We start from the raw sequence: 15314 nt of genomic DNA, 5'->3' as shown, positions 1-15314 counted from the left end.
GTGGGTTGGTGGTCGATGAGGCTGAGCCGGTCGAGGGCGCGCAGGGTGCGGGTCGCGTCGGCGGGGGAGACGGCAGCTAGCTCCGGGCTGGCCTCAGCTGCAGATCTACCCCTGCAACGCAGCGGCCAGGGGCGGCCACCCGCGGCCGGGGCACGGCACGGGCCGCGGACACGCGAAACTCCCCCGCGGGGCGAACCCACGGGGGAGCGGCACGATCGCGATCGTCAGGTGACGATCAGATAGATCCCGTACGCCACAGCCGCCGCACACGCCGCAAAGGAGACGAACGCCCCCGTACGAGCGAGATGCGCAGCCCCACCCGCCTGCACAGCCGTCTCGTGCTTGGAGAGCCCGACGATGCCGAGGGTGAACAGGCTCACCAGGGCGACCGTCGCGCCGAGGCTGACGCCGAAGACGGAGCCGAGAGCTGCCCAGTCGATGTCCATACCGAAAGTCCTCTAGTCCTTGGTTCGCGGTGCGCGGGCGGTCAGACCGCGGCGGGGGCCGTGGGCGCCTCGGGGGCGGCCGGGGCCGGGGCCGGGATGGTGGCCTTGAGGGCGTCGTCCGCGACGGCGGCCGTGGTGCCGGCCGGCGGCGGGGTGACGGCCGCGATCGCGGTGGTCACCACGCCCGGGCCCTCGGTGGCCGGGTCCAGGTCGTTGACGTTGGTGTGGTCGACGACCTGGCGGCGCGAGATCTGCCAGATGGCGAGGCAGGAGCCGATCAGGAAGACGGTGACGGCGACGACGCCGACCGTCCCGATCCGCATGACCAGCTCGGCACCCGCGCCGACCAGCGCGGCGGCCGGCAGGGTCAGGCCCCAGGCGATGAACATGCGGGTCGCGGTGGACCAGCGGACCACGCCGCCCTTGCGGCCGAGGCCGGCGCCCATGACGGCACCGGAGCACGCGTGGGTGGTGGAGAGCGAGAAGCCGAGGTTCGCGGAGGAGAGGATGACGCTCGCGGCCGAGGTCTGGGCGGCGAAGCCCTGCTGCGGCTGGAGGTCGGTCAGGCCGCTGCCCATGGTGCGGATGATGCGCCAGCCGCCCAGGTAGGTGCCGAGGGCGATCGCGGTACCGGCGGAGACGATGACCCAGACCGGCGGGTTGGAGCCGGGGGCGATGGCGCCGCCGGCGACCAGCGCCAGGGTGATGATGCCCATCGTCTTCTGCGCGTCGTTGGTGCCGTGCGCCAGCGAGACCAGGCCCGCGGAGGCGATCTGGCCGGCCCGGTAGCCCTTGGCCGAGGTCTTGTCGTCGACCTTGCTGCCCAGCTTGTACGTGGCGCGGGTGGCGACGTACGAGGCGATGCCCGCGACGAGCGGGGCGGCGACCGCCGGGATCAGGACCTTGGTGACCAGGGTGTTGCCGTTGACCGCGCCGAGGCCGGCGGAGGCGACCGCGGCGCCGACCAGGCCGCCCATGAGGGCGTGCGAGGAGCTGGAGGGCAGTCCGATCAACCAGGTGACGAGGTTCCAGAGGATCGCGCCGACGAGCGCGGCGAAGATCACTTCGGGCTGGATGCCGTCTTCGTTGACGAGGCCCTTGGAGATCGTCTTGGCGACCTCCACGGACATGAAAGCGCCGACGAGGTTCAGCACGGCGGACATGGCCACCGCCGTCTTGGGCTTGAGAGCGCCAGTCGAGATGGTGGTGGCCATCGCGTTGGCGGTGTCGTGGAAACCGTTCGTGAAGTCGAAGACGAGAGCGGTAACGATCACGATCCCGAGGAGAAGCGTTATGTGCTCCATTTACCCAGGCTTCTGTTTGAGGTCAGTGGCTTCGTTGAACGTAGGCAACCTGAGTGAACGGAAGATGAACTGAGACGGGACGACCGGTGTACCGCCTCGGGGGTCGGTGGGGCGTCTTGTCCCGATTCTGCCGTGCATATGGCTAAAAATGCCTGTCAATGGCAGGTGAACCGGCAAAGCGCCGGGCCCGCGGGCACCCCTCCGGAGCCCCCCTGGAAGAGAGCCAGATCACTCCGGGAGCCGCGCTCGGCTGGCCGCCCCGGACCGCGGCTCGGAGACTGGAGCGGTGCGCACCGCTACTGCGACGGCCGCGGCCGTCACCACGCTGATAGGGGCCGGGGCGGCGGCGGTCGCCCTCGGCCGGCACGCCGGCGACGCCGCCCTGCGGCCCGCCCCCGGCCGGCCGCTGCCCGGCGGCCGGCGGCTGAGCGTCCACAGCGCCGCCGACGGGCACGTCTGGCTCACCCGCAGCCTGGCCTCGCTGCGGCCCGGCACCTACGGGCTCGACGCCCCCGGGGTGCACGCGGTGGTCGGTCCGGTGCTGGACGGGCTCTCCCGCGACCCGGACACCGTCGTGCGCCGGCTGGAGCGGATCACCCACGGCCGGCTCGACCCGGGCACCCGGGTCCGGCTCACCCCCACCCTGCACCTGGGGGACCCGCGCAGCGCCCTGGGCCTCGACCACGCCGACGTCGACGTCCCGGGCGAGCTCGGCGCGCTGCCCGCGTGGTTCGTGCCCGCCGCCCGCCGCACCTGGGTGATCGCCGTGCACGGGCTCGGCACCACCCGCGAGCACCCGATGAACCTGATGCCCTTCTTCCACGAGCGGCAGCTGCCCGTCCTGGACCTGGCCTACCGCAACGACCTCGGCGCCCCCGCCTCCCCGGACGGCCTCGGCCACCTCGGCGAGTCGGAGTGGCGGGACCTGGACGCGGCCATCCGCTACGCCGTCCGCTTCGGCGCCGAGCGGGTCGTCCTGCACGGCTGGTCCACCGGCGCCGCGATGGCGCTGCACGCCGCCGCCCGCTCCGCGCTGCGCGAGCGGATCGCCGGCCTGGTGCTCGACTCGCCGGTGCTCGACTGGCACCTGACCCTGCGCGCGCTGGCCGCCGCCCGGCGCACCCCCGGTCCGCTGGTCCCGCTCGCGGTCCGGGCCGCCCAGGGCCGCGCCGGGCTGCGCGGCGACCGGCTGCCGGAGGCCGCCGACCCGGCCGGGCTCCAGGTCCCGGTCCTGGTCTTCCACGGACCGGACGACGCCTTCGCCCCCTGGGAGCTCTCCCGCCGGCTGGCCGCCCGGCGGCCCGACCTCGTCAGCCTGCACGCCGTCCCGGGCGCACCCCACGGGGCGATGTGGAACGCGGCTCCGGCCGCCTACGAAGAGGCCCTGCGGCGCTTCCTCACGCCCCTCATGTGACCCCGCCGCTCTTGGATGACGTGAACACGCCTATGGCAACGGCCGGTTCCGTTTGGGCTTTCGGCGGGTGACGGGCGAGACTGCTCTCCGTGACGTCCCGAAAGCCTGATGAGCAGTTGGCGCGCGACTCCAGACTCCGACTCGTCTCCCCGCGGTCGGTGGCCGCCGCCCGCACGGCGGTGACGAACCGGCACCGGCGGCCCGCACCGCGGCCGCCCGCCGGAACGCCGGCCCCGGCCGAGCTCGCGAACCGCGCCAGAGCCTCACTCGCCGACGAGGTACGGCTGACCCGCTGGGCCGCCCGCTGCCTGGGAGCCGACGAGGAGTCCGGCCCCGGCGCCACCGGGACGCTCCCCTCCGACGCGGTCGAACGCGCCGCGGCGGAGCTGGCCCTGACGCCGGGCCAGATCCGGGCCGCCTGGGACCGGGCCCGGCTCGCCGGCCTGGTCGAGGTGCACGGCACCAGCGCCCGCCCCGGGTGGCGGCTGCGCGCCTGGGACAGCGACGACGCGGCCGTGCTGCGCGGCTGGGTCGCGCTCTTCGACGCCTGGTCGCTGATCCACCCCGCCCCGGCGGACGTGGCCCGCGCGGCGGTGGCCGAGGTGGTCGAGGCCATGCCCCAGCTGCTCTCGCTGCTCCAGCTCTCGGCCGGCCCGGTCACCGTCCCGGCCCTGCTGGACCTGCTGGGCCAGCGGGTGGCCGAACTGCGCGACGAGCGCTGCGAGGTGCCGTACGAGAGCGCCGAGGACCACGGGCCGGCGCCCGACTCGGCGACCCTCTCCCGGCTGCTGCGCTGGGCCCTGGGGGCGCTCGCCGCCGCCGGCGCGCTCACCCTCGGCCCGGCCCGGGCCACCCTGACCCCGCTCGGCAGCTGGGCGGTGTGGGTCAAGCTCGAGCAGATCTGCGTGGCCGCGCAGAGCCCGGCCGGGAACATCGAGCAGAACGCCGCCAACATGCTCCTCGGCTGCGCCCGCCTCACCCCCGGACCGGCCCGCGCCGAGTACCGGGCCTGGCTGGCCGCCCGGCCGGTCGGCAGCGCCATCACCGAGCTGCTGCAGGCCGCCCGGGGCGAGGACGCCCTGCTGCGCGGGCTGGCCTTCGAGGCCCTGCGGGTGGTCGGCGCGCCGGCCGAGCCCGAGGTACGCGCCGCCGCCGAGGAGCCCGCGCTGCGCCCGTACGCGCTGCTCTGGCTGGCCGAGCACGACGGGGCGGACCCCGAGGAGGCGCAGGAGGTGCTGACCCGCGAGGAGACCACCTGGCTGTGGGTGGACACCGCCGCGGCGGTGGCCGACCACGGCGAGAACGACCTGCTGGTACGCCACCTCGACTCGGCCGTCCGCACCACCGTCCCGCACCTCCTGGAGGAGGTCCGGGCCATCAACCACCCCCGCACCGTCCAGGTCCTGGTGGCCCTGGCCGCCGCCCACCCCGACCCGGCCCTCGCCAAAGCCGTCCGCCGAGCCGCCTTCCAACTCCACACGGGCGGCGGCTGACGGCCTGGCCGCGGCGCCGGCCTGCTGAGCCGACTGCCACGGAGCGCCGGTGGCGGTGCCGCCACGCCGCGGCGTACCGCCCCCAGCCCCGCTGGGGGTACCTCCCAGCGGTAGCTGGGGCCTACCAGCGCCGTCCCCCTACCAGCCCCGCCGGCGTTTGAGGCGACCGGAGCCCAGCCGCCTCCTTACCCAGCCTCGCCGGCGTTTGAGGCGACCGTCGCGGCAGCGGCGGTGCGGGGGTCGGGGCGGAGCCCCGCTGTCCCCTTACCAGCCTCGCCGGCGTTTGAGGCGCGGGGGCTCCGGGGGCGGCGCCCACCGGTTTCGGGAAGGGGCGGGGTGGGGGCCGGCTCCGCGCAGCGGCCACTACGCGGGCGGGCGGTCGGGATGTGCGGGTCCCCGGCCCTTGCGGGGGTGTGGCCTGCAGGCCCTGCGGCAGGCCCACCCCTGGGACAAGCGGCTTCGCCGTCGCCGGCGGCGATCCCAGGCCCGGGCCTGCCTCCGCGCCAGCCTGCCACACCCCGTCAAGGGCCTCCCCGCACATCCCGACCGCCCGCGGGAGGCGTACACGGGTCGGCCCCGGAAGCGGAACCGGAAGCGGAACCGGATCATGCGGGGCCGGGGCCCGGCCGAAGGGGCGGGGCGCCTAGCAGGCGGGGCGGTACGTGCCGAAGCTCCAGACGTTCCCCTCGGCATCCCGCGCCATGTAGTCCCGCGACCCGTAGTCCTGGTCCGTCGGCTCCATCAGGATCTCCACCCCGTGCTCCACCGCCCGCCGATGGTGCGCGTCCACGTCCTCCACCACCACGTAGACCCCCGTCGGGCCGCCGCCCTCCATGGCCTTGTCGAAGGCCCCGCCCCTGCCCTTGCTGCCCAGCATCACCACGCCGTTGCCGTACGAGAGCTCCGCGTGCATCACCGAGCCGTCCTCGGTCTCGTACACCGCGACGCGCGTGAAGCCGAAGGCCTCGGTCAGCAGCCGGATGGCCGCCTTCGCGTCGGCGTAGAGCAGCGTGGGGCAGACCGCCGGAGTACCTGCCATGACGATCACTTCCTCTCCTGAATGTGACCCACGGCACAGTCTGGCAGGCCGGCCCGGCCGTCAGCGGAAGGTGTTGCACTGGGCCATGTCGCCCGTCCGGTAGCCCTGGTAGAACCACTGCTGCCGCTGCTCGGCCGAGCCGTGGGTCCAGGACTCCGGCGTCACCCGGCCCTGGAACTTCTCCTGGATCCGGTCGTCGCCCACCGCGGCCGCCGCGCTGAGGCCGTCCTTGATGTCCTCGTCCGTCAGCTGGGTGATCAGCGGCCGGCCGGACTCGTCCGGGGTGCGGGTGGCGTTGTGCGCCCAGACGCCCGCGTAGCAGTCGGCCTGCAGTTCCACCTTCACCGCGTTGCTGTTCGCACCCTGCCGGCCGTCCTGGGACTTGTTCAGGGTGCCCATCAGGTTCTGGATGTGGTGGCCGTACTCGTGCGCCACCACGTACGCCTGCGCGAAGGGACCGCCGCTGGCGCCGAACTTGGTCCGCAGCTCGTTGAAGAAGTCCAGGTCCAGGTAGACCTTGCGGTCGGCCGGGCAGTAGAAGGGCCCCACCGCCGAGGTGGCCGCGCCGCACGCGGTGCCGACCCGGCCGGTGAAGAACACCGTCTGGGCCGGTGTGTACCTCCCGCCCCGACGGGTGAACTCCTGCCGCCAGAAGTCCTGTGCGCTGTTGACGACCGCCACCATCCGGCAGTCCTCCCGGGCGTTCGCGTCCCTGCCGGTCCGGCAGGTCTGCTGGACCTGGGAGACCGAGGAGGCCGAGGCCTTCGGCTCGGAGTCCCCGGACGACAGCCCCAGCTGCTCCGGCCCCACCCCGAAGAAGAGCCCCAGGAGCAGCGCGACCAGGCCCGCGATACCGCCGCCGATGGTGGCCCGGCCGCCGGGGATACGGCTCCCGCGGACGTCCTGGACCTCGGAAGTGTCCAGGTTGGCGTCGTCGTCGAACTGCATCCCGCACCGCCCTCGTTCCGGGTGTCAACCCCTTCATCCTGGGGCCCCGACCGCGCCCGCGGCGCCGGGTGAGGGCCGAACGGGGGACCCGGGCCCGCCGCCGGGCGGCACTCCGGGGCCCGGCGGCTACGCTCGGCGCCCGTGCCACGCATCCCCGCCCGCCGGGCCGCCGCCGTCGCCCTCCGCCGGGCCGCCGCCCGCACCGGGGCCCTGCGCCCGGCGCTCCCCGTGCTCTGCGTCCTGCTGCTGGCGGCCCCGCTGGCCGGTGCGCTGCGCGAGGGCCGCACCGCGCCCTACGGCGACCTGCTCACCGTCCACCCCGCGGCGGCCCGGCTCGGCGCCGCCGCCCCGGTGCTGCGTACCGGGGGCGGGGCGCTGGCCGCCTCCGACGCGCGCACCGGCGCGCCGCTGTGGACGTACCGCCGTCCGGGCCGCCGGCCCGTGTCGGTGCTGGCCGCGCCCGGCCACGGCTTCGCCCTCTGGGACGACGGCATGGTCACCGACACCGGTCCGGCCCCGGCCGGCGGACCGCCCGCCGCGCCGCCCGGTCCCGCCGCCGGAGCCGTGCGCTGGCACCGCGTGATGCCCGGCGCCGCCGACGGCGCGCTGTGGGCCCTGGACCCGCAGGTGCGGATGCTGGCGGTGGTGGGCACCGCCCGGATCTCCGCGTTCCGCACCGAGGACGGCGACCTGCGCTGGACCTTCCCGGCCCCCGCCGACTGCGCCTTCGAGCCCGCCGGGCTGCTGCGCCGGGGCGGGGTCCTGCTCGTGCCCCGGCCCTGCACCGACCCCGCCCGGTCCTGGACCGAGGGCCTGATCGCCATCGACCCGCTGGGCCGGGTCACCCCCACCCGCCGCCCGCTGGGCAACGACCGCCCGGGTGAGGCCACTCACAGCCCCGGAAAGTAGTTGCGCACCGCCGTTAGACTTAACCCCATGGCAAATCTCCTCGCGGATTAGCGGCGCCGAAGCTCGCCTCACCGCCCCCCTTCCGCCGTCCATACCGCACTGGAGTATTTCCGTGATCACCGCCACCGGCGTCGAGCTGCGCGCCGGCGCCCGCGTCCTCATCGAGTCCGCTTCCTTCCGCGTCGCCAAGGGCGACCGCATCGGCCTGGTCGGCCGCAACGGCGCGGGCAAGACCACCCTCACCAAGTGCCTGGCCGGCGAGGGCCAGCCGGCCGCCGGCTCCATCACCCGCTCCGGCGAGGTCGGCTACCTGCCCCAGGACCCGCGCACCGGCGACCTCGACGTGCTCGCCCGCGACCGGATCCTCTCGGCCCGCGGCCTCGACGTCCTGATCAAGAAGATGCGCGCCAACGAGGAGCGCATCGCCACCGGCGCCGGCGCCACCCGCGACAAGGCCCTGCGCCAGTACGAGCGCCAGGAGACCGAGTTCCTGACCAAGGGCGGGTACGCCGCCGAGTCCGAGGCCGCCACCATTTCGGCCGCCCTCGGCCTGCCCGACCGGGTGCTCGGCCAGCCGCTGCACACCCTCTCCGGCGGTCAGCGACGCCGTGTCGAGCTGGCCCGGATCCTCTTCTCGGACGCCGACACCCTGCTCCTCGACGAGCCCACCAACCACCTCGACGCCGACTCGATCGTGTGGCTGCGCGACTACCTCAAGACGTACCGCGGCGGCTTCATCGTGATCTCCCACGACGTCGACCTGGTCGAGACGGTCGTCAACAAGGTCTTCTACCTGGACGCCAACCGCTCCCAGATCGACGTCTACAACATGGGCTGGAAGCTCTACCAGCAGCAGCGCGAGGCCGACGAGAAGCGCCGCAAGCGCGAGCGCCAGAACGCCGAGAAGAAGGCCGCGGCGCTCAACGCCCAGGCCGACAAGATGCGCGCCAAGGCCACCAAGACCGTGGCCGCGCAGAACATGGCCAAGCGCGCCGACCGGCTGCTGTCGGGCCTGGAGGCGGTCCGGGTCTCCGACAAGGTCGCCAAGCTGCGCTTCCCGGACCCGGCGCCCTGCGGCAAGACCCCGCTGACCGCCGAGGGCCTGTCGAAGTCGTACGGCTCGCTGGAGATCTTCACCGACGTCGACCTGGCCATCGACAAGGGCTCCCGGGTCGTCATCCTCGGCCTCAACGGCGCCGGCAAGACCACCCTGCTGCGGCTGCTGTCCGGGACCGAGAAGCCGGACACCGGCCAGGTCACCCCGGGCCACGGCCTCAAGCTCGGCTACTACGCCCAGGAGCACGAGACCCTGGACCCGGAGCGCACGGTCCTGGAGAACATGCGCTCCGCCGCCCCGGACCTGGACCTGGTCGACGTGCGCAAGACGCTCGGCTCGTTCCTCTTCTCCGGCGACGACGTCGACAAGCCGGCCGGGGTCCTCTCCGGCGGCGAGAAGACCCGGCTGGCCCTGGCCACGCTGGTGGTCTCCTCGGCCAACGTCCTGCTCCTCGACGAGCCCACCAACAACCTCGACCCGGCCAGCCGCGAGGAGATCCTCGGCGCGCTGCGCACCTACAAGGGCGCGGTCATCCTGGTCACCCACGACGAGGGCGCGGTGGACGCACTCGAGCCGGAGCGCATCATCCTGCTGCCCGACGGCGTCGAGGACCTGTGGGGTCCGGACTACAAGGACCTGGTCGCGCTCGCGTAAGGCGCTCGCACGGGAGCCGATGATCCAATTGCTTCTGGATCATTCGGCTCATGTGCGGTCCGTCATCTGAGTGAGACGCTCTGGTACCGGCGAGCGGACCGCCTCAGCCACCGCCCGCCGGGCCCCAAAAGAATCTCCAGGTCAGGGCCGTCAAAGATCCGGATTATCCGATTCCGGCCCGGGCGACTCCGCCGTGCGCGAAAAAAGCCCCGCGACGGACCTTGTCGAATGGGTGGCCAGGAAGGCCGCAAGGGGTGATCATGAGAAGTCCAGAGCGCACTTCCCATGAGGAGGCACGGGTGGCCGAGACTCTGAAGAAGGGCAGCCGGGTGACCGGCGCCGCGCGCGACAAGCTCGCGGCAGACCTGAAGAAGAAGTACGACTCCGGTGCGAGCATCCGGGCGCTGGCCGAGGAGACCGGCCGTTCCTACGGGTTCGTCCACCGGATGCTCAGTGAGTCCGGAGTCACGCTGCGCGGTCGCGGTGGCGCGACCCGTGGCAAGAAGGCCGCCGCGGCCTGATTCAGGCCGCGGGGAGCCGCGGATCGGAAATCTGCCATCGGAACTTCGGTGACCCCCGGTCGGCCGACGGGACGGCTGGGTGGTTACTGTGCAGTCACTTAGCACGCTCGACTGCACGCCCGGAGGCGATGATGGCTCTGCTCGACAAGGACGGCGTACGACTCACCGTCGAAGACACGGTCGCCACGGTGACACTGAACAATCCGGCCAAGCTAAACGCTCAGTCCCCCGCGCTCTGGCGGGCGTTGACGGAGGCCGGGCGGTTGCTGCCGGGTTCCGTGCGGGTCGTCGTCCTCCGTGGTGAGGGCAAGTCCTTCTCCGCCGGCCTCGACCGGCAGGGGTTCACGCCCGAGGGCTTCGAGGGAGAGCCGTCCTTCCTCGACCTGGCCCGGGGCTCGGACGAGCGCCTCGACGCCACGATCGCCGAGTACCAGGAGGCTTTCACCTGGTGGCGACGGAACGACATCATCACCATCGCCGCCGTACAGGGGCATGCCATCGGCGCGGGCTTCCAGCTGGCCCTCGCCTGCGATCTGCGCGTCGTCGCCGATGACGTGCAGTTCGCCATGCGCGAGACCAGTCTGGGCCTGGTGCCGGACCTGACCGGCACGCACCCGCTGGTCTCCGCCGTGGGCTACGCCCGCGCCCTGGAGATCTGCGCCACCGGCCGCTTCGTGCACGCCCCCGAGGCCGAGCGGATCGGGCTGGCCAACCTCGTCGTGCCCGCGGAGGAGCTGTCCGCGGCCGTCCAGGACCTCACCGCCGCGCTGGTCGGCGCGCCGCGGGACGCGGTGATCGAGACCAAGACCCTGCTGCGGGGCGCCGCCACCCGCTCGTACGAGGAGCAGCGCGCCGCCGAGCGCGCCGCCCAGGCCCGCCGGCTGCGGGACCTCGCGGGGCTGTCGGACTGACCCGGTCGCCGGGTCCCGTCGGGCGGGCGCGGGCAACCGCGCCTACCGTGGGTCGGGAGCGCCGTACGGCTCCGCACCCCTCGAAGGGACCCGGCATGACCGACAGCGACACCGGCAAGCCCCTCCCCGTGCCCGCCGACCGCGGCCGCACGAGCATCGCCGACGGCGTGGTCGAGAAGATCGCCGGCCTGGCCGCCCGCGAGGTGCCCGGTGTGCACGCGATGGGCGGCGGCCTGGCCCGCACCCTCGGCGCGGTCCGCGACCGGGTTCCCGGCGGCTCCGCGAAGTCCGTCTCCCGCGGGGTCAAGGCCGAGGTCGGCGAGTTCCAGACCGCCCTCGACCTGGACCTCGTCGTGGATTACGGCGTGTCGATCAGGGACGTGGCCCGGGCGGTCCGTGAGAACGTCGTCGCGGAGGTGGAGCGCATGACGGGCCTCGAAGTCGTCGAGGTCAACGTCGCGGTCACCGACGTCAAGTTGCCGGACGACGAGGACGAGGGACCGGAGACCCGGCTCCAGTAGCGCGTGGGCAAGAGCGGGGCACCCGAGAGGAGCTCACGATGAGCATGGCCGTGGCCGGGATGCTGGCCGGCATGGCACTGGGGTTCGCCGGGTACTTCGGCGGCTTCGGAGCGTTCCTGCTGGTGGCGGCGCTGGGCGCCATCGGCTTCGTGGCGGGCCGGTTCGCCGACGGCGACCTGGAACCGGGCGACTTCTTCCGGTCCCGCGACCGCGACGACCGGCACCGGTGAGCGGGTGACGCCCCCCGCTCCCGACCCCGACGACGCTTACGGCCATGCGATGGCCGAACCTGGCGCCGAGCCCGCCGCCGGGTCCCGTCCTCCGGTGGCCGCATCCGGTTCCGGGCCGGGTGCCGGACGCGCGGCCGGGTCCGGGGCCGGGTCCGCTGCGCGGCGGTCGCGGGCGGGTGCGGTGCCCGCCGGGGAGCGGGGTGCCACCCGGATCGCCGACCGGGTGGTGGCCAAGATCGCCGCCGCGGCGGCCCGCGAGGCCCTGCCCGGGCCCCCGGCCGGGAGCGCCGCGCCGCACGCCACCGTGACCGTGCACCACGACATCGCCCGGGTGCGGATCACCCTCGACCTCGGCTACCCCCGCGACATCGGGGCCGCCTGCGCCGAGGTGCGCCGGCATGTCGCCGCCCGGGTCGAGGAGTTGGCCGGCATGGCCGTGCCCGAGGTGGACATCGACGTCGAGCACCTGCACTCCGCGTACACCCGGCCCGGCGGCCGGGCGAGGCTGCGGTGAGCGCCCCGGTGCCGGTCCTCCGCAAGGAGGACGAGGAGCCGCCACCGGTGCGCGCCGCCCGGTTCCGGTCCGCCCGCCGGGTGCCGGCCGCCCTCACCGCGCTGGTGCTGCTGGCCGTGGCCGCGCTCTTCCTCTACGACACCGCGGCCGTCCGGGCGCACCGGCCCGGCATGCACTGGCGGCGGTCCCTCACCCGGACCCTGGCCGGGCACACCCTCGACGACCCGGGCGTGGTGACCGCCGCCGCCGTCCTCGTCGCCCTCGGGGTGCTCCTGCTGGTGCTCGCCGCCACCCCGGGACTGCGGGCGGTGCTGCCCATGCACGCCCCGGACCCCGCCGTGCGGGCCGGGCTGACCCGCAAGGCGGCCGCGCTGGTGCTGCGCGACCGGGCGATGGAGGTGGCCGGGGTCCGGGCGGTACGGGTCTCGGTGCGCCGGGCCCGGGTGGTGGTGCGCGCGGTGTCGCACTTCCGCGAACTGGACGAGGTACGCGCCGATCTGGACGACGTGCTCGCCGTCGGCCTGGACGAACTCGGGCTGGCGCACGCGCCGCCGGTGGACGTCCGGGTCTCCCGGCCGGCCGGGAAGGGGTGAGGCCGTGACGAACCGGCTCGCGGCGGTCAACCGGACGCTGCTCGCGCTGACCGGGCTGGTGCTGCTGGCCCTGGGCGCCGCCCTGCTCGGCGGGCTGTGGCCCTACTCGGGTCGCGGGGACGTCCTGCTCTCCGCCGAGGACCGGCGGCGCTGGACGTCCGAGGGCTGGTGGTGGTGGGTGGTCCTGCCGGTCCTCGGCGTCGTGGTGCTGCTCGCGCTGTGGTGGTTCCTCGCCCAGTGGCGGCGCTCCCGGCTGCCGGCCCTGCTGGTCGACACCGGGGACGGGGCGTACGCGCAACTGCGCGGGCACGCGCTGGAGCAGGCGATGGCCGCCGAACTCGCGGCGGTGGCGGGGGTGGCCTCGGCACACGTCACCCTGCACGGCCGGCGCACCGCGCCCACCGTCCGGGTCCGCCTGCTGCTCGCCCCGCACGCCGTCCCCGCCGACGCCCTGGCAACCCTCGCCCACGAAGCCCTCACCCACGCCCGCACCTCCACGGGCCTCCCCACCCTCCCGACCGAAGCCCGCCTCCACGCCACCGACCACCACGCGAAACGGGTGACGTGACCCGGCCGTAGGCGCGCCCGCCGCCGGGGCTACGTGGGGCGGAGCCCCGCTGTCGCCTTGCGCGCAGCGGCGGTGCGGGGGCTCCGGGGCGCGGCCACGCGTACGGGACGGGCGGTTGCGCCCGGGCGCGCGTGCGCGAGGGGGGTCAGAAGCCGTGGCGGGCGCCGCCGTCGACGGGGAGCATGACGCCGGTCAGGTAGGAGGCCGCCGGCGACAGCAAGAAGGCCGCCGCCCGGCCGAACTCCTCCGGCGTCCCGTACCGCCGCAGCGGAATCTGCGCCTCGTTCGCCGTACGCGCCGCATCCGCATCGCCGGAGAGCGCATCCAGCGACCGCACCCGGTCGGTGTCGATCCGGGCCGGTAGCAGGCCGACGACGCGGATGCCCTGCGGACCCAGGTCGGCGGCGAGGGACTTGGCGAAGCCGGCGAGTCCCGGCCGCAGGCCGTTGGAGATCGTGAGGCCCGGGATCGGCTCGTGCACCGAGCCGGAGAGCACGAAGCCGATGACCCCGCCCTCGCCCAGCTCGCCCGCCGCGGCCCGGGCGAGCCGTACCGCGCCCAGGTAGACCGCGGTGAAGGCGGCCTCCCACTGCTCGTCGGTGTTGTCGGCGGCGAAGCCCGGCGCCGGCCCGCCGACGCTGACGAGCACCCCGTCGAAGCGTCCGAAGTGCTCCCGCGCCGTGCGGATCAGCCGCTGGGCGACCTCCGGGTCGGAGTTGTCGGCGGCCACCCCGACGGCGTTCGGGCCGAGTTCCGCGGCGGCCGCGGCCACCTGCTTCTCGTCCCGTCCGGAGACGACCACCTTCGCGCCGTCCGCGACCAGCTCGCGCGCGGAGGCGAAGCCGAGGCCGCGGGAGGCTCCGGTGACGACGTAGACACGGTCCTTCAGTCCAAGATCCATGCCCATATCCTGCCGTGTCCGGCCCCGGCCCGGCAGCCCCGGGCGGCGGTCAGACGGAGGCGGGTTCGGGCTCGGCCGGCGGGGCGGCGCCCTGCTCGGCGGCGGCCGCGGCCGCCTCGCGGTCGCGCTTCTCCCGGCGCACCAGGACGACCCAGCCCACCGGGACCCCGCCGCAGAACAGCCACCACTGCACGGCGTACGCCATGTGCGGGCCGATGTCGTCGTGGTCGGGCTCGGCGATCGGCTCGGGGCTGCCGTCCTTCGGCACCGGCGCGGTCAGTTCCATGTACCCGCCCAGCACCGTGCGGTGCATCAGCGCGGCCTGCTGGCTGCTGTTGATCAGCATCACCTGACGCTCCGGCAGGCCCTTGAGGTCCTTGATGCCGGAGGCGCCGCTGGTCTCGTCGGCCTTCAGTCGCCCGGTCACGGTCACCTCGCCCTTGGGGGCGGCCGGTACCGGCGGATAGGCGCGCTGGTCGTCACCGGAGTCCACCCAGCCGCGGTTGACGAGCAGCACCCGGCCGTCCTTCAGGACCAGGGGCGTCACCACGTGTACGCCGATCTTGTCGTCGTTCGAGGTGCGGCGGCGCACCACGACCTCGTGCGCGGAGTCGTACGTGCCGGTGGCCGTGATCGCCCGCCAGTAGTCGGCGCGCGGGACCTTGTGGCCGGGGGAGGTGAGCTCGGTGACCGGCACCGGCTTCGCGGTGAGGTTGTGCGCGATGAGCGCGTTCTGTGCGACCCGGTTCTCGTGGCGGTGGTACTGCCAGAAGCCCAGCTTGATCATCACGGGGATGAGGAGGAGGGCGAGGAGGGTGAGGCACACCCATTGCCGGGTCAGGACGAAGCGGTACACGCCCCTGACGGTACCCCTCGTACGGAGGACCCCGGCGCGGGGGTCCCTCCCGGGGCCGCGGGGCGGCGGGGGAGGGGCCCCGGGGCCGGGGTCCGTACGGCGGTGGGTCTCACAGCGGGGCGCGTCCGCGCCCGGCCGGTCTGGCAGCTGCTCGGGTCCGCGCCCGGCCGGTGTCACACCCGGTCGACGATGCCCGCCTTCCCCTCGGCCCGGGCGCAGTGGGCTCCGCAGAACCACTGGCCCTCGACCTCGACGCCCTGTCCGATGATCTGGACCCGGCAGTGTTCGCAGATGGGCGCCATGCGGTGGATGGCGCAGGAGAAGCAGTCGAAGACGTGCACCGCGCCCTGCGCGTGCACCTCGAAGGACATGCCGTAATCGTTTCCGCAGACCTCGCAACGTGCCATGCGCCACAGGGTGGGTCCAGCGGGCCGG

General features: G+C 74.3%; 18 protein-coding genes. 11 read left to right on the top strand and 7 right to left on the bottom strand.

The genetic code is table 11. The annotated features are described in order from the left end of the window. Positions 1-224 precede the first annotated feature (224 nt). Positions 225-446: a hypothetical protein gene (locus AB0O40_RS23085; RefSeq protein ID WP_365044773.1), complete on the bottom strand. Its 222-nt coding sequence runs from the start codon at positions 444-446 to the stop codon at positions 225-227. Positions 447-487: 41 nt separating this feature from the next. Beyond that, a complete protein-coding gene (locus AB0O40_RS23080; protein WP_365044770.1) occupies positions 488-1750 on the bottom strand; it encodes an inorganic phosphate transporter in 1263 nt (420 codons plus the stop codon). A gap of 286 nt (positions 1751-2036) precedes the next feature. On the opposite strand from AB0O40_RS23080, the gene AB0O40_RS23075 reads away from it, so the two are divergent. Beyond that, positions 2037-3164, top strand: a complete 1128-nt coding sequence (locus AB0O40_RS23075; protein ID WP_365044767.1) for an alpha/beta hydrolase — start codon at positions 2037-2039, stop codon at positions 3162-3164. Positions 3165-3343: 179 nt separating this feature from the next. Then, a complete protein-coding gene (locus AB0O40_RS23070) occupies positions 3344-4657 on the top strand; it encodes a hypothetical protein (RefSeq protein WP_365044782.1) in 1314 nt (437 codons plus the stop codon). 643 nt (positions 4658-5300) lie between these two features. Here AB0O40_RS23070 and AB0O40_RS23065 read toward each other — a convergent pair. After that, entirely contained in the window at positions 5301-5696 is a 396-nt protein-coding gene (locus AB0O40_RS23065) for a VOC family protein (protein WP_365044764.1), read from the bottom strand. Positions 5697-5756: 60 nt separating this feature from the next. Continuing rightward, complete coding sequence (locus AB0O40_RS23060; protein WP_365044761.1) at positions 5757-6644, bottom strand: neutral zinc metallopeptidase; 888 nt, start codon at positions 6642-6644, stop codon at positions 5757-5759. Between the two features lie 141 nt (positions 6645-6785). Here AB0O40_RS23060 and AB0O40_RS23055 point away from each other — a divergent pair, with 141 nt between their 5' ends. The 9 genes from AB0O40_RS23055 to amaP all read left to right on the top strand — a co-directional run bounded on the left by AB0O40_RS23055 (position 6786) and on the right by amaP (position 13122). After that, positions 6786-7553, top strand: coding sequence for a hypothetical protein (locus AB0O40_RS23055; RefSeq protein WP_365044758.1), 768 nt, complete (start codon positions 6786-6788; stop codon positions 7551-7553). A gap of 112 nt (positions 7554-7665) precedes the next feature. Continuing rightward, complete coding sequence (locus AB0O40_RS23050; protein ID WP_365044755.1) at positions 7666-9264, top strand: ABC-F family ATP-binding cassette domain-containing protein; 1599 nt, start codon at positions 7666-7668, stop codon at positions 9262-9264. A 299-nt stretch (positions 9265-9563) separates the two neighbouring features. Continuing rightward, entirely contained in the window at positions 9564-9785 is a 222-nt protein-coding gene (locus AB0O40_RS23045; RefSeq protein WP_007263382.1) for a helix-turn-helix domain-containing protein, read from the top strand. Positions 9786-9916: 131 nt separating this feature from the next. Then, the gene (locus AB0O40_RS23040; protein ID WP_365044751.1) at positions 9917-10696 is read left to right on the top strand and encodes an enoyl-CoA hydratase/isomerase family protein; all 780 of its coding nucleotides are present in this window, start codon (positions 9917-9919) and stop codon (positions 10694-10696) included. 95 nt (positions 10697-10791) lie between these two features. Further along, complete coding sequence (locus AB0O40_RS23035) at positions 10792-11217, top strand: Asp23/Gls24 family envelope stress response protein (RefSeq protein WP_365044748.1); 426 nt, start codon at positions 10792-10794, stop codon at positions 11215-11217. 38 nt (positions 11218-11255) lie between these two features. After that, complete coding sequence (locus AB0O40_RS23030) at positions 11256-11447, top strand: hypothetical protein (protein ID WP_365044745.1); 192 nt, start codon at positions 11256-11258, stop codon at positions 11445-11447. A gap of 181 nt (positions 11448-11628) precedes the next feature. Beyond that, complete coding sequence (locus AB0O40_RS23025; RefSeq protein ID WP_365044742.1) at positions 11629-11961, top strand: hypothetical protein; 333 nt, start codon at positions 11629-11631, stop codon at positions 11959-11961. Between the two features lie 8 nt (positions 11962-11969). Beyond that, complete coding sequence (locus tag AB0O40_RS23020; RefSeq protein WP_365044779.1) at positions 11970-12554, top strand: DUF6286 domain-containing protein; 585 nt, start codon at positions 11970-11972, stop codon at positions 12552-12554. A gap of 4 nt (positions 12555-12558) precedes the next feature. Then, positions 12559-13122: an alkaline shock response membrane anchor protein AmaP gene (gene amaP, locus AB0O40_RS23015; RefSeq protein WP_365044739.1), complete on the top strand. Its 564-nt coding sequence runs from the start codon at positions 12559-12561 to the stop codon at positions 13120-13122. Positions 13123-13267: 145 nt separating this feature from the next. Here the strand turns inward: amaP and AB0O40_RS23010 are convergent, their stop codons facing one another. The 3 genes from AB0O40_RS23010 to AB0O40_RS23000 all read right to left on the bottom strand — a co-directional run bounded on the left by AB0O40_RS23010 (position 13268) and on the right by AB0O40_RS23000 (position 15286). Continuing rightward, on the bottom strand, positions 13268-14023 hold the full coding sequence (locus tag AB0O40_RS23010; RefSeq protein ID WP_365044736.1) for an SDR family oxidoreductase: 756 nt from the start codon (positions 14021-14023) through the stop codon (positions 13268-13270). A 49-nt stretch (positions 14024-14072) separates the two neighbouring features. Continuing rightward, the gene (locus AB0O40_RS23005) at positions 14073-14879 is read right to left on the bottom strand and encodes an SURF1 family protein (RefSeq protein ID WP_365044733.1); all 807 of its coding nucleotides are present in this window, start codon (positions 14877-14879) and stop codon (positions 14073-14075) included. A gap of 173 nt (positions 14880-15052) precedes the next feature. Next, positions 15053-15286: a hypothetical protein gene (locus AB0O40_RS23000; protein ID WP_365044730.1), complete on the bottom strand. Its 234-nt coding sequence runs from the start codon at positions 15284-15286 to the stop codon at positions 15053-15055. Positions 15287-15314: the final 28 nt, after the last annotated feature.

This window comes from Streptomyces sp. NPDC089919 (assembly GCF_040684615.1).
Classification (GTDB): domain Bacteria; phylum Actinomycetota; class Actinomycetes; order Streptomycetales; family Streptomycetaceae; genus Streptomyces.
The sequence above is the reverse complement of the archived record's forward strand: the minus strand, read 5'-3'. Positions and strand labels throughout refer to the sequence as shown.